Consider the following 13,614-nt stretch of genomic DNA (forward strand, 5'->3'; position numbering starts at 1 on the left):
CGGAGGCGTGACCAACGGGTCACCCCATGTAATGTCAGGCGGGCGCGGAACCTGCGTTCCCCGCACATGGGAACCACGGAGATCGTGGTTCCGGCCCGCCGTCGTCGTAGCCGTCCGCGCCGCCGTCTGTGGAGCCGTCCGTACAGCCGTCCGTGCCACCGGCGCCGGGGCCGGTACCACCGGGCTCAGCCGTTGGACGGGCCGCCGAGCTGGATCCCCGCCATCCGGGTCCATTCGTACGGCCCGGTCCGCACCCTCGCCGCGAACTCGCCGTCGAAGGAGTCGTGCAGGGCGATCCCCGCCTTCCCGGCCGCCGCCTCGGCCACCGGATGGCTCGGGGCCACCAGATCGCCCCAGGCGCCGTCGGAGCCGACCAGGACGATCCGGGTGCCCGCCCGGCCGATATGGGCGAGCTGCCCCTCCGCGCCGCCGTGCTTCTTCGCGAAGGCGGTGATCTCACGGGCGAGCCGGGCGGCCTTGCGGTCCGCGCGCTTGGTGTCTGCGTCTGCTGCGTCGGTCATGGCCCGATGTTACGTACGGGTAATCGGCGGTGGCCATGGCGCCGGGGCGTGGTGTGAACCACGTACCGTCCGGCCGGAAGGGCAGCGGGGAAACGGCCGAGGGGCGGACCGGTCAGGTCCGCCCCTCGGCGACTGTCAGGGTTTCGGCGACCGGCTCTCAGCGCAGGAAGGGGTCCACCGCGACCGCCACGAAGAGCAGCGACACATAGGTGATGGACCAGTGGAAGAGCCGCATCTCCTTGAGCTTCGCCCCGGTCACTCCCGCCTTCGCGCGGGCCTGGAGGGCATGGGCCTCCCAGAGCCACCAGCCGCCCGCGATCAGCGCCACCGCGGTGTAGAACCAGCCGGTGTAGCCCATCGGGGTGAGCAGCAGGGAGACCGCCACCATCACCCAGCTGTAGAGCACGATCTGGCGGGCCACGACCTTGTTGGAGGCGACCACGGGCAGCATCGGGACGCCGACCCGGGCGTAGTCCTCACGGACCTTCATGGAGAGCGGCCAGTAGTGCGGTGGGGTCCAGAAGAAGATCACCAGGAAGAGGACGACCGCGGCCCAGGACATCGAGTTGGTCACCGCGGACCAGCCGATCAGCACCGGCAGACAGCCGGCGATCCCGCCCCAGACGATGTTCTGCGTGGTGCGCCGCTTCAGCAGCATCGTGTAGACGACCACATAGAACAGGAGTGCGCTCAGGGAGAGCCAGGCGGAGAGCCAGTTGACCAGGAGGCCGAACCAGAGGGTGGAGACCACGGCGAGGGCGAGGCCGAAGACCAGGCCCTCACGCGGCGAGACCAGGCCGGTGACCAGGGGGCGGTGGGCCGTCCTGGTCATCAGGGCGTCGATGTCCCGGTCGATGTACATATTGAGCGCGTTGGCGCCGCCCGCGGAGAGATATCCGCCCGTACAGGTGGCCAGGACGAGCCACAGGTCGGGCACCCCTTGCGCGGCGAGGAACATCACCGGCACTGTGGTGATGAGCAGCAGCTCGATGATCCGCGGCTTCGTCAGCGCCACGAACCCCATGACCCGGGCCCCGAACGTCCGGTCGCCCCGGCTCGTACCGGGCGTCCCCGCGGTCCGCTCGGGGCGGGTGGTGCCCTCACCCGCTGGACGGGAATCGACGGCCGTCACGCACACCCCTGAGGAAGATTCCAGCAAGTCCCGGACGCATGACAGCGCGTTGGAAGACCCTTGAGACTTGCGCGTACCACGCCACTCTAGAGGCTGCCTTTCTCTCGCCTCGCACGGGGGTGGGTCGTGTTGTGCGGCGTCTCGCCGGACGGCCCGGGCCGCCCCGGGCCCGTCCCCCTGACGTCCTCTGGCGTCCCCGGACGCGCCCGCCCGGGGGCCGCGGCGGCGCCGGGAGGCGAAGTCCCCCCGTTGGCGGCAGGCTGGCAGGAGGACGCCGTGGCGTCCTGCGGCGCCGGCGGGGCTTCTCGGCCGAAAACCGCCGGTCGGTCCCAAGGGTAGGCTCGGCCACACCCGGTGCATTCCTCGTCACCGGGTACACGCCATGTGGAGAACATGCGGAAAGGAGCCCTGAGCCAGGGTGAGCACCAAGCCGACCACCACAGACCTCGAGTGGACCGATCTGGACCAGCGGGCCGTCGACACCGCCCGGGTTCTGGCCATGGACGCCGTACAGAAGGTCGGCAACGGCCACCCCGGTACGGCCATGAGCCTCGCACCCGCCGCCTACCTCCTCTTCCAGAAGGTCATGCGGCACGACCCGGCGGACGCCGACTGGACCGGCCGGGACCGGTTCGTGCTCTCGGCGGGCCACTCGTCGCTGACCCTCTACACCCAGCTCTACCTGGCCGGATACGGTCTGGAGCTGGATGACCTCAAGGCTTTCCGCACCTGGGGCTCCAAGACCCCGGGCCACCCCGAGTACGGCCACACCGCCGGAGTGGAGACCACCACGGGGCCGCTCGGCCAGGGCGTGGCCAACGCGGTGGGCATGGCGATGGCCGCCCGCTACGAGCGCGGCCTGTTCGACCCGGACGCCGCCCCCGGCACCTCCCCCTTCGACCACACCATCTGGGTGATCGCCGGGGACGGCTGCCTCCAGGAGGGCATCGCGGCCGAGGCGTCGTCGCTGGCCGGACACCAGAAGCTCGGCAACCTGGTGCTGCTCTGGGACGACAACCACATCTCCATCGAGGGCGACACCGAGACCGCGGTCTCCGAGGACACCCTCAAGCGGTACGAGGCGTACGGCTGGCACGTCCAGCGCGTGGCGGCGAAGGAGAACGGCGACCTCGACCCCGAGGGGCTGTACGAGGCCTTCCGCGCCGCGCAGGCCGTCACCGACCGGCCCTCCTTCATCGCCGCCCGGTCGATCATCGCCTGGCCCGCCCCGCACGCCCAGAACACCGAGGCCGCGCACGGCTCGGCGCTGGGCGACGAGGAGGTCGCGGCCACCAAGCGGGTGCTCGACTTCGACCCGGAGCAGAGCTTCGAGGTCTCGGACGCGGTCATCGGGCACACCCGTGAGGCGCTGGACCGGGGCCGTGAGGCGCGGGCCGAGTGGGAGAAGGGCCTCGCCGCCTGGCGGACGGCGAACCCGGAGCGGGCCGCCGAGTTCGACCGGATCCGGGCGGGCGAGCTGCCCGCCGGCTGGGAGGACGCGCTGCCGGACTTCGAGGCCGGTACCTCGGTCGCCACCCGGGCCGCCTCCGGGAAGATCCTCCAGTCGCTGGGCGCGGTGATCCCGGAGCTGTGGGGCGGCTCGGCCGACCTCGCGGGCTCCAACAACACCACCATCGACAAGACGTCGTCGTTCCTGCCCGAGGGCAATCCGCTGCCGGAGGCCGACCCGTACGGCCGGACCATCCACTTCGGCATCCGCGAGCACTCGATGGCCGCCGAGATGAACGGCATCGCGCTGCACGGCAACACCCGGATCTTCGGCGGGACGTTCCTGGTCTTCTCGGACTACATGCGGAACGCGGTCCGGCTCTCGGCCCTGATGCATCTGCCGGTGACGTACGTCTGGACCCATGACTCGATCGGTCTGGGCGAGGACGGCCCGACCCACCAGCCGGTGGAGCACCTGGCGTCGCTGCGGGCCATCCCGGGTCTGAACGTGGTCCGTCCGGCGGACGCCAACGAGACCGTGGTCGCCTGGCGCGAGATCCTGCGGCGCTGGACGAAGGAGTTCGGCGTGGGCGCCCCGCACGGCCTGGCGCTGACCCGGCAGGGTGTGCCGACCTACGCTCGGAACGAGGACGCGGCCCGCGGCGGCTATGTCCTGTTCGAGGCCGAGGGCGGCGCCCCGGAGGTCGTACTGATCGGTACGGGTTCCGAGGTCCAGCTCGCCGTCGCGGCCCGGGACGAGCTCCAGGCGGCCGGCGTGCCGACCCGGGTGGTCTCGATGCCGTCGGTGGAGTGGTTCGAGGAGCAGGACCAGGCGTACCAGGACGCGGTTCTGCCGCCGTCGGTGCGGGCGCGGGTGGCCGTCGAGGCGGGTATCGGGCTGACCTGGCACCGGTACACCGGGGACGCGGGCCGGATCGTGTCGCTGGAGCACTTCGGTGCCTCGGCGGACGGAAAGGTCCTCTACCGGGAGTTCGGCCTCACCGCCGAAGCGGTGGCCGCCGCCGCCCGGGAATCTCTCGCCGCCGTCCAGCGCTGACGCGACTACAAGTGACTTCAGGAGTTGTTTTTCGATGACAGAAGACGCGCTCAAGCGCCTCACCGACGAAGGCGTGGCGATCTGGCTGGACGACCTGTCCCGCAAGCGGATCACCTCCGGCAATCTGGCCGAACTGATCGATCAGCAGCATGTGGTGGGTGTGACCACCAACCCGTCGATCTTCCAGAAGGCGATCAGCGGTGGTGACGGCTACGAGCAGCAGCTGCGGGAGCTGGCCGTCCGGAAGGTGACCGTCGAGGAAGCCATCCGCATGATCACCACGGCGGACGTCCGGGACGCGGCGGACATCCTCCGTCCCGTGTTCGACGCCACCGGCGGCCAGGACGGCCGGGTCTCCATCGAGGTGGACCCCCGGCTCGCCCATCACACCGAGGCGACCGTCGCCGAGGCCAAGCAGCTGGCCTGGCTGGTCGACCGCCCCAACACCCTGATCAAGATCCCGGCGACCCGGGCGGGCCTGCCGGCCATCACCGAGACCATCGGCCTGGGTATCAGCGTCAATGTCACGCTGATCTTCTCGCTGGAGCGTTACCGCGAGGTGATGGACGCCTACCTGGCCGGTCTGGAGAAGGCCGCGGAGCGGGGTCTGGATCTGTCGAAGATCCATTCGGTGGCGTCGTTCTTCGTCTCCCGGGTGGACGCCGAGATCGACAAGCGGCTGGACGCGCTGGGCTCCCCGGAGGCGAAGGCGGCCCGCGGCAAGGCGGCGCTGGCCAACGCCCGGCTGGCGTACGAGGCGTACGAGGAGGTCTTCGGCTCCGACCGGTGGGCCGCCCTCGACCGGCTCCAGGCCAACAAGCAGCGCCCGCTGTGGGCCTCCACCGGTGTCAAGGACCCGGCCTACAAGGACACGCTGTACGTGGACGAGCTGGTCGCCCCGGGCACGGTGAACACCATGCCGGAGGCGACGCTGGAGGCCACCGCCGACCACGGCGAGATCACCGGTGACACGGTCCGCGGCCGGTACGACGCCGCGCGCGCCGATCTGGCGGCCGTGGCCGCGCTCGGTGTCTCGTACGACGAGGTCGTCCAGCTGCTGGAGGACGACGGCGTCGAGAAGTTCGAGGCGGCCTGGAACGACCTGCTCGCATCGACCGAGGCGGCGCTGGCCCGCCTCGTACCGTCGGAGGGCTGACCACCGTGTCCGGTTCACCCGCGGCCAATCCGCTGCGCGACCCGGCGGACCGACGGCTCCCGCGGATCGCGGGGCCGTCGGGCCTGGTGATCTTCGGGGTCACCGGCGATCTGTCGCGCAAGAAGCTGATGCCGGCCGTCTACGACCTGGCCAACCGGGGGCTGCTGCCCCCGGGCTTCTCCCTGGTGGGCTTCGCCCGCCGGGAGTGGCAGGACGAGGACTTCGCCCAGGAGGTCCACGACGCGGTCAAGGAGCACGCCAGGACCCCCTTCCGCGAGGAGGTCTGGCAGCAGCTCAACCAGGGCATGCGGTTCGTGCAGGGCGACTTCGACGACGACGACGCCTTCGAGACGCTGAAGAAGACGATCGCCGAGCTGGACCAGGCGCAGGGCACCGGGGGCAACTTCGCCTTCTATCTGTCGGTGCCGCCGAAGTTCTTCCCGAAGGTCGTCCAGCAGCTGAAGAAGCACGGGCTGGCCGACCAGGGGGAAGGCTCCTGGCGCCGGGCGGTGATCGAGAAGCCGTTCGGGCACGATCTGGCGTCCGCCGTGGAGCTGAACCAGGTGGTGCACGAGGTCTTCCCGCCGAACGAGGTCTTCCGGATCGACCACTACCTCGGCAAGGAGACCGTCCAGAACATCCTGGCGCTCCGCTTCGCCAATACGCTCTTCGAGCCGATCTGGAACCGGTCCTATGTCGACCACGTCCAGATCACGATGGCCGAGGACATCGGTATCGGCGGCCGGGCCGGGTACTACGACGGCATCGGCGCCGCCCGTGACGTCATCCAGAACCATCTGCTCCAGCTGCTGGCGCTGACCGCGATGGAGGAGCCCGCCTCCTTCGACGCGGACGCGCTGGCGGCGGAGAAGACCAAGGTCCTGGGTGCGGTGAAGGTGCCGAGGGACCTGGGCGCCACCACCGTACGCGGTCAGTACGCGGCCGGGTGGCAGGGCGGCGAGAAGGCCGTCGGCTACCTCCAGGAGGACGGCATCGACCCGGACTCCAAGACCGACACCTACGCCGCGGTCAAGCTGGAGATCGACAACCGCCGCTGGGCCGGGGTGCCGTTCTATCTGCGGACCGGCAAGCGGCTGGGGCGCCGGGTCACCGAGATCGCGGTGGTCTTCCAGCGCGCCCCGCACTCCCCCTTCGACCACACCGCGACCGAGGAGCTGGGGCAGAACGCCCTGGTCATCCGGGTCCAGCCGGACGAGGGTGTGACCATGCGGTTCGGCTCCAAGGTGCCGGGGACCTCGATGGAGGTACGGGACGTCTCGATGGACTTCGCCTACGGCGAGTCGTTCACCGAGTCCAGCCCGGAGGCGTACGAGCGGCTGATCCTCGATGTGCTGCTCGGCGACTCCAACCTCTTTCCCCGGGTCGAGGAGGTCGAGCTGTCGTGGAAGATCCTCGACCCGATCGAGCAGTACTGGGACGCCCACGGCAAGCCGGCCCAGTATCCGTCCGGCACCTGGGGCCCGGTCGAGGCGGACGAAATGCTCGCACGAGACGGACGGAGCTGGCGCCGGCCATGAAGATCGACCTTACGGACACCACCTCCGGCAAGATCAACAAGGCGCTGGTGCAGGGGCGCCGGGCGATCGGTACGCCGGCCGTCGGCATGGTGCTCACCCTGGTCATCGTCACCGACGAGGAGAACGCCTACGACGCGCTGCGGGCCGCCAACGAGGCGTCGCGCGAGCACCCCTCCCGCACCCTGGTGGTCATCAAGCGGGTCTCCCGCACCCCGCGCGACCGCGCCCAGACCCGGCTCGACGCCGAGGTCCGGGTCGGGGCCGACGCGGGCACCGGCGAGACCGTCGTCCTGCGGCTGTACGGCGAGGTCACCGAGCACGCCCAGTCGGTAGTGCTGCCGCTGCTGCTGCCGGACGCCCCGGTGGTGGTCTGGTGGCCGGTCAACGCCCCGCTGGACCCGGCGAACGACCCGCTGGGCGCGCTGGCCCAGCGCCGGGTCACCGACACCTACGCCGCCGAGGATCCCATCGGCGAGCTGAAGAAGCGGGCGGAGGCGTACACCCCGGGCGACACGGATCTGTCGTGGACCCGGATCACGCCCTGGCGCTCCATGCTGGCCGCCGCGCTGGACCAGGTGGTCTGCGAGGTCACCGCGGTCGAGGTGGAGGGCGAGGAGTTCAATCCGAGCGTGGAGCTGCTGGCGATGTGGCTGGCGGACCGGCTGGGGGTGCCCGTACGGCGCACCCACTCCCCCGGTCCCGGACTGACCGCCGTACGGATGGAGACGGACTGCGGTCCGATCGTGCTCGACCGGGCCGACGGCGCCCTGGCGAACCTCTCCATCCAGGGGCAGCCCGACCGGGCGGTGGCGCTGAAGCGCCGGGAGACCGCCGAGCTGATCGCGGAGGAGCTGCGGCGGCTGGACCCGGACGACACCTATGCCTCCGCCCTGCGGTACGGGGTGGACCGGCTCGGTGACGGCGGGCCCGGCGGCTCGGCGGACGTGTCGGAGATCGCGGCGGCGGCGAAGGCGGCCGAGGCGGAAGCGGAGGCCACCGCGGCCGCTCCGGCGACTCCGGCGACTCCGGCGGGGAAGCCCTCGGCACGGAAGACCGCGGCGAAGAAGGCGGCGGCCAAGTGACCGGAGCCCCGCAGCTGGTGGTCCACCGGGACAAGGAGCTGATGGCCCAGGCCGCGGCGGCCCGGCTGATCACCCGGATCGTGGACGCCCAGGCCGCCCGCGGCACCGCGTCCGTGGTCCTCACGGGCGGGCGCAACGGCAACGGTCTGCTGGCGGCGCTGGGGTCCTCCCCGGCCCGGGACGCGGTGGACTGGCAGCGGCTCGACATCTGGTGGGGCGATGAAAGGTTCCTCCCCGAGGGGGACCCGGAACGCAACGCCACCCAGGCCCGGGCGGCGCTGCTGGACCACGTTCCGGTCGACCCGGCCCGGGTGCATCCCATGGCCGCGTCGGACGGTCCGTACGGCAACGACGTGGAGGCGGCAGCGGCGGCGTACGCGGCCGGACTCGCCGCCGCCGCCGGACCGGAGGACCACGGCCCGGTGCCCACGTTCGACGTCCTGATGCTGGGCGTCGGCCCGGACACCCATGTGGCGTCGCTCTTCCCGGAGCACCCCGCCGTCCGGGAGACGGACCGTACGGTCGTCGGGGTGCACGGCTCCCCGAAGCCCCCGCCGACCCGGATCTCCCTGACCCTCCCGGCGATCCGGGCGGCCCGCGAGGTCTGGCTGCTGGCAGCGGGCGAGGACAAGGCGAACGCCGTGGCGATCGCCCTCTCCGGGGCCGGTGAACTCCAGGCCCCGGCGGCCGGCGCCCGCGGCAGGTCCCGCACCCTCTGGCTGCTGGACACCGCCGCCGCGGCCCAGCTTCCGCGCGAGCTGTACCCCCCGGCCTCCGCCTGAGGGGTATCGGCACTTCGGTACGGCCCGAGGGCCCGGACACCGCCACGGTGTCCGGGTCCTCGGTCGTTCCCGCCGGTAGCGGCCCGGCTCAGGGCGCGGTCTTCGCCGCCGCCTGAGCCGCCTCCAGCCGGACGATCGCCGCCCTGATGGCCCCGGTGAAGGCCCAGAACCGGGCATTGACGGTATTGGCCCGGCTGGTCCGGGTGGAGGGGTCGTCGAAGAGGGAGTCCCGCAGGGTGTTGGTCAGCTCCAACTGGACCCCCTGCTTCAACAGGGTCCGGTTGCACGGGTTGTTCAGTGAGACGCCGCCGAGTTCGGGGGCCTGCGAACCGTCGACGACCACGATGGCCGGGGCCGGCAGACCGCTGTTCAGGGTCGCCAGTTCCTCCGCCACCAGCTCCTTGAACTGCTGGTTGAGCCCGCCGAGTACGAGTCCGTAGCCGGGAGCGCCCTGCTGGTTCGCCGTACAGCCGTGGACGCTCACCACATTGAGACTGCCCTCGGTCAGCCCCAGCGCGTGGTAGTCGTCGCAGCCGGTGGAGGTGACATGGAGCGCGGCGTTCTGTCCCTGGCCGAGCAGCCCCTCGAACATCCAGTAGTCGTAGCGGGGGTCCGTGGCCGCTCCGGTCGGGACCAGGCCCTTGGGGTGGTAGCCCGCGACCCCCAGCGCCACTTCGGACGTGCCGGGCTCGATCCCGCCGCCGTGCAGGGCGATCACCGAGGTCCCGGGCAGCTGTACCTTCCCGGGGAAGGTGGCGTCCACCCGCTCATGCCGCTTGAAGCGCCGCCCGTAGTCGGTGCCCTCGATACGGGCCGTGTCCTGGTAGATCTGGGAGTACTTGGTGTACCCGGACAGGGTGGCGTACCCGGCCCCCGCTCCGGCGGGAGCGGCGCCGGGCGCAGCCGGGGCGGCGACGGCGGTTCCCGGTCCGGCGGCCAGGATCCCGGTGGTCCCGGCGGCGGTGGCGAGCGCGGCGGTCAGTACCGAACGTCGGCTGGTGTCAGTCATGGGGTGATCCTCAACCGATTCCATGGTCACCACACCTTTACCGGGCTATCACCCGGTCATGCCCCGCCGGCACCGGAGCTTCGGGTTCCGTCCGGGGCGGGGACCGGTTCCAGAAACGGCGCCAGCAGCCCGGGCACCGCCTCCGCCGCGAAGAGCAGGCCCTCGCCCTCGGCGGTGTCGTGGACCGAGTAGCCGCCCGCTCCGGCCGCCGTGGTCGCGGTGAGGGTGATCAGCCCGGCCCGGCGCTGGAACAGCGACCGGGTGATGGTCCAGCCGATCACCCCGCTCCGCCGGAGGGCAACCGTACGCCGGGCCATGGTGCCGGAGCGGGTCACCAGATAGCGGCCCGAGACGGTGTGGCCGAGGCTGCGGTACGCGTCGCGGGCGAGCGATACGGCGAGCGGCAGCGCCACCACCGCGTAACCGGCGGCGATGTACAGCAGGACCGGTGTCAGCCAGAGGCCGAGGCCCGCCAGGACGACGGCCGGGGCCGCCGCGCTCCCCAGGGCCCACCGCAGCCGCCGGGACCGGGCCGCCCGGGGATGGGCGGTCAGCGGCGCGGCGGTCGGTGTCCCGGGCTCCCGGAGCACCAGCGCCGCCACCTCGTCGGCGACCGCCCGGGGCGCGACCGGCAGCAGTATGTGCAGGTCCTCGTGGTCGGCGTCGCCCTCCTTGGCGAGCCCGGTGGCGATGGCGTCGACCCGGGCCGCGCCGAAGCCCCGTACCCCCAGCGGCTCCACCAGCTCGATGCCCCGCAGCCGCCGCTCCTCGACGGATATCGACCGGGTGGTGAACAGCCCCCGGCGGACCCGCAGCACCCCGCCCGGCTCCCTCTCCAGCCGGTAGTTCCACCACATCTCGACCCAGAGGCCGAGCGACCCCACCGCCCCGGCGATCAGGGCCGCGAGTGCCAGGGCGAGGACCATCAAGGTGATCGATACCCCGGCGAAGAGGTCCCCGATGGTGGAGATCACCTCGTTCTGGACCCCGAACCAGTCGCTGAGCTGCATCAGGGCACCGGCCGCCGCGGCGCCCAGGACGAGGGTCGGGAAGGCCGGGGGCGCGTACCGGATCCAGCGGGGGTCGAACCGGGCCAGCGCGCCGTCGGCCGTGGCGGCGGACGGCTCGGCGGGCCGGTCGAGCAGTTCGGCCCGCAGCCGGTCGCCCTCGGCCCGGGCGACCGGGTTCAGCTCCAGGGACGACTCCTTGCCGCCGCTGCTCTCGCCCGTCCCGATCCTGACCTTCACCAGGCCCAGGATCCGCAGCAGCGGATGGGCGGTGATGTCGACGCTGCGGATCCGCTCCCGGGCCAGGGACCGCCGCTTCACCAGCAGCAGTCCGCTGTGCAGATCGACCCGGTCGGGCCCGATCCGGTAGCGGGTGTGCCGCCAGGTGAGGTACTCGGCGATCACGGCCCCGGCGACCAGCAGCACGGCGCCGGTGAAGAGCAGGACGAGGCCGATCCCCCGGCGCGGCCCGCTGCCGAACCAGGCGCCGGAGGAGAGTCCCAGCAGTACGGGGAGGACGACGCCCCCGGCGACACCGGTCATCACGGCGGCGGTGACCAGCAGCGTCCGCCGGTCCAGCCGGTGCCAATCGGTTCCGGGCTCCACCGTCACGGGCACCTCGGGTGGCTCGGGTGCCTCGGACGTCCCGGTGGGTCCGGCCGGGCCGGACGCCTCGGCGGTCATGTCGCGTCCCCGGCGGTCGCCCGGGTGATCAGGGTCAGCCGCTCCGCCAGTTCGGCCGCCGTCCGATGACCGAGCCCCACGATCTTCACCGGCCCCTGGGACGAGGCCGTGGTGACGGTGAGGGTGGCGAGTCCGAAGTACCGCTCCAGCGGGCCCCGGAGGGTGTCGACGGTCTGGATCCGGGACATCGGGGCGATCCGCCACTCCTGCCAGAAGGCACCGGTTCTGACGTACACCGCCTCGTCCGTCACCTCCCAGCGGTGTACCCGGAACCACCAGGACGGGAAGACGAGGGCCCCGATCAGACACGGCCCGCCCAGCACGGCCGCCGACAGCAGCAGCCAGAACCGCGCCGGTTCGATCAGCAGCCCCAGCAGCGCCGGGATTCCTCCCAGCCCCAGCAGCGCCACCAGCCACTGCGTCCGCCACCAGCCCACGGCACGGGCGTCGAGCCGTTCGCGGGGCGGCCGCAGCCGGACCGCCGTTCCCCCCTGATCCATCGGCTCAGCGCCCCCTCAGCTCCCGGTACGCGGCGGTCAGGGCGGCGGTCGAGCTGTCGAGCCCCTCCCCTCCGGTGCCCTCGGTCAGTACCGGCTCGATCCGCTTGGCGAGGACCTTGCCCAGCTCGACGCCCCACTGGTCGAAGGAGTCGATCTGCCACACCGCGCCCTGGACGAAGACCTTGTGCTCGTAGAGCGCGATCAGCTGACCCAGTACGGACGGGGTCAGCTCGTCCGCCAGGATCGTCGTCGTCGGATGGTTCCCCCGGAAGGTCTTGTGCGGCACCAGCTCCGCCGGCACGCCCTCGGCCCGTACCTCGTCGGACGTCTTGCCGAAGGCCAGGGCCTGGGTCTGGGCGAAGAAGTTGGCCATCAGCAGATCGTGCTGGGCGGCCGGTCCCGGCGCCAGCTCGCCGACGGGCCGGGCGAAGCCGATGAAGTCCGCCGGAATGACCTTGGTGCCCTGATGGATCAACTGGTAGTAGGCATGCTGCCCGTTGGTACCGGGCGTGCCCCACACCACGGGCCCGGTCTGCCATTCCACCGGCCGGCCCGCCCGGTCCACGGACTTGCCGTTGGACTCCATGTCGAGCTGCTGGAGATAGGCGGTGAAACGGCTCAGGTAGTGCGAGTACGGCAGCACGGCATGCGACTGGGCGTCGAAGAACGCGCCGTACCAGATACCCAGCAGACCCAGCAGCAGCGGCGCGTTCTCCTCCGGCGGGGCCGTCCGGAAGTGCTCGTCGACCAGGTGGAAGCCGTCGAGCAGCTCACGGAACCGCTCCGGTCCGATCGCGATCATCAGGGAGAGCCCGATGGCGGAGTCGAAGGAGTACCGCCCGCCGACCCAGTCCCAGAACTCGAACATGTTCTCCGGGTCGATCCCGAAGTCGGTGACCTTCTCCCCATTGGTGGAGAGCGCCACGAAGTGCCGGGCGACGGCGTCCTGACCGGCGTTCAGCCCGTCGAGCAGCCAGCGGCGGGCGGAGGTGGCGTTGGTGATGGTCTCGATGGTGGTGAAGGTCTTGGAAGCGATGACGAAGAGCGTCTCGGCCGGGTCGAGGTCGCGGACCGCCTCGTGGAGGTCGGCGCCGTCGACATTGGAGACGAAACGGAACGTCAGTTCGCGGTCGGTGTAGGCGCGCAGCGCCTCGTAGGCCATGGCGGGGCCGAGGTCGGAGCCGCCGATCCCGATATTGACCACATTTCTGATCGGGCGTCCGGTGTGGCCGGTCCACGCCCCGGAGCGGATCCGCTCCGAGAAGGCGGCCATCTTCTCCAGCACCGCGTGGACGCCGGGCACCACGTTCTCCCCGTCGACCTCGATCACGGCGTCGCGGGGGGCCCGCAGGGCGGTGTGCAGAACGGCCCGGTCCTCGGTGGTGTTGATCTTCTCGCCGCGGAACATGGCGTCCCGGAGCCCGGCGACACCGGTCGCCTCCGCCAGCTCCCGCAGCAGCTCCAGGGTCTCGTCCGTGACCAGTTGCTTGGCGTAGTCGATCCGGAGGTCGCCGACGCGCAGGGTGTAGCGGCGGCCGCGGTCGGGGTCGGCGGCGAACAGCTCCCGCAGACGGGTGTCGCCCAACTGCTCGCGGTGCTTGCCGAGCGCGGTCCACTCGGGCGTCTGATTGAGCCGGGTACGGCCTTCTTCGATCACTCGGACATCAGCTCACTTCGTCTTGTGCCTGCCTTGCGCC

Annotated in this window: 11 protein-coding genes; 5 read left to right on the top strand and 6 right to left on the bottom strand. The window is 71.5% G+C overall.

Annotated elements, in window-relative coordinates:
- Window positions 1-185: 185 nt before the first annotated feature.
- Together ABZ714_RS04480 and ABZ714_RS04485 are read right to left on the bottom strand one after the other, a co-directional pair.
- Window positions 186-521, bottom strand: a complete 336-nt coding sequence (locus tag ABZ714_RS04480) for a hypothetical protein (RefSeq protein WP_358823645.1) — start codon at window positions 519-521, stop codon at window positions 186-188.
- Window positions 522-678: 157 nt separating this feature from the next.
- Complete coding sequence (locus ABZ714_RS04485; RefSeq protein ID WP_358823646.1) at window positions 679-1,653, bottom strand: heme o synthase; 975 nt, start codon at window positions 1,651-1,653, stop codon at window positions 679-681.
- A gap of 418 nt (window positions 1,654-2,071) precedes the next feature.
- Between ABZ714_RS04485 and tkt the strand changes: the two genes are divergently transcribed.
- Genes tkt through pgl form a run of 5 tightly spaced genes read left to right on the top strand, consistent with a single transcriptional unit; the run spans window position 2,072 to window position 8,717 of the window.
- Window positions 2,072-4,159, top strand: a complete 2,088-nt coding sequence (tkt, locus tag ABZ714_RS04490) for a transketolase (RefSeq protein WP_358823647.1) — start codon at window positions 2,072-2,074, stop codon at window positions 4,157-4,159.
- Between the two features lie 34 nt (window positions 4,160-4,193).
- Window positions 4,194-5,315 carry a transaldolase gene (gene tal, locus ABZ714_RS04495; protein ID WP_358823648.1) on the top strand — a complete coding sequence of 374 codons (1,122 nt, stop codon included), beginning with the start codon at window positions 4,194-4,196 and terminating at the stop codon, window positions 5,313-5,315.
- A 5-nt stretch (window positions 5,316-5,320) separates the two neighbouring features.
- Window positions 5,321-6,853 carry a glucose-6-phosphate dehydrogenase gene (gene zwf / locus ABZ714_RS04500; RefSeq protein WP_358823649.1) on the top strand — a complete coding sequence of 511 codons (1,533 nt, stop codon included), beginning with the start codon at window positions 5,321-5,323 and terminating at the stop codon, window positions 6,851-6,853.
- Complete coding sequence (opcA, locus tag ABZ714_RS04505; protein WP_358823650.1) at window positions 6,850-7,935, top strand: glucose-6-phosphate dehydrogenase assembly protein OpcA; 1,086 nt, start codon at window positions 6,850-6,852, stop codon at window positions 7,933-7,935. The genes zwf and opcA overlap by 4 nt, the downstream gene beginning before the upstream one ends.
- The gene (pgl, locus tag ABZ714_RS04510; protein ID WP_358823651.1) at window positions 7,932-8,717 is read left to right on the top strand and encodes a 6-phosphogluconolactonase; all 786 of its coding nucleotides are present in this window, start codon (window positions 7,932-7,934) and stop codon (window positions 8,715-8,717) included. Before opcA ends, pgl begins: the two co-directional genes overlap by 4 nt.
- An 88-nt stretch (window positions 8,718-8,805) precedes the next feature.
- On the opposite strand, the gene ABZ714_RS04515 is transcribed toward pgl, so the two are convergent.
- From ABZ714_RS04515 to pgi, 4 genes are read right to left on the bottom strand one after another with little or no spacing between them, the layout of a single operon-like run.
- Window positions 8,806-9,726: a poly-gamma-glutamate hydrolase family protein gene (locus tag ABZ714_RS04515; RefSeq protein WP_358823652.1), complete on the bottom strand. Its 921-nt coding sequence runs from the start codon at window positions 9,724-9,726 to the stop codon at window positions 8,806-8,808.
- Window positions 9,727-9,782: 56 nt separating this feature from the next.
- Entirely contained in the window at window positions 9,783-11,417 is a 1,635-nt protein-coding gene (locus ABZ714_RS04520) for a PH domain-containing protein (RefSeq protein ID WP_358823653.1), read from the bottom strand.
- Entirely contained in the window at window positions 11,414-11,917 is a 504-nt protein-coding gene (locus tag ABZ714_RS04525) for a PH domain-containing protein (RefSeq protein WP_358823654.1), read from the bottom strand. Before ABZ714_RS04525 ends, ABZ714_RS04520 begins: the two co-directional genes overlap by 4 nt.
- A gap of 4 nt (window positions 11,918-11,921) precedes the next feature.
- Window positions 11,922-13,574: a glucose-6-phosphate isomerase gene (gene pgi, locus ABZ714_RS04530; protein ID WP_358823655.1), complete on the bottom strand. Its 1,653-nt coding sequence runs from the start codon at window positions 13,572-13,574 to the stop codon at window positions 11,922-11,924.
- Window positions 13,575-13,614: the final 40 nt, after the last annotated feature.

Source organism: Streptomyces sp. NPDC006798 (assembly GCF_040635975.1).
In the GTDB taxonomy this organism is placed as follows: Bacteria; Actinomycetota; Actinomycetes; order Streptomycetales; family Streptomycetaceae; genus Streptomyces.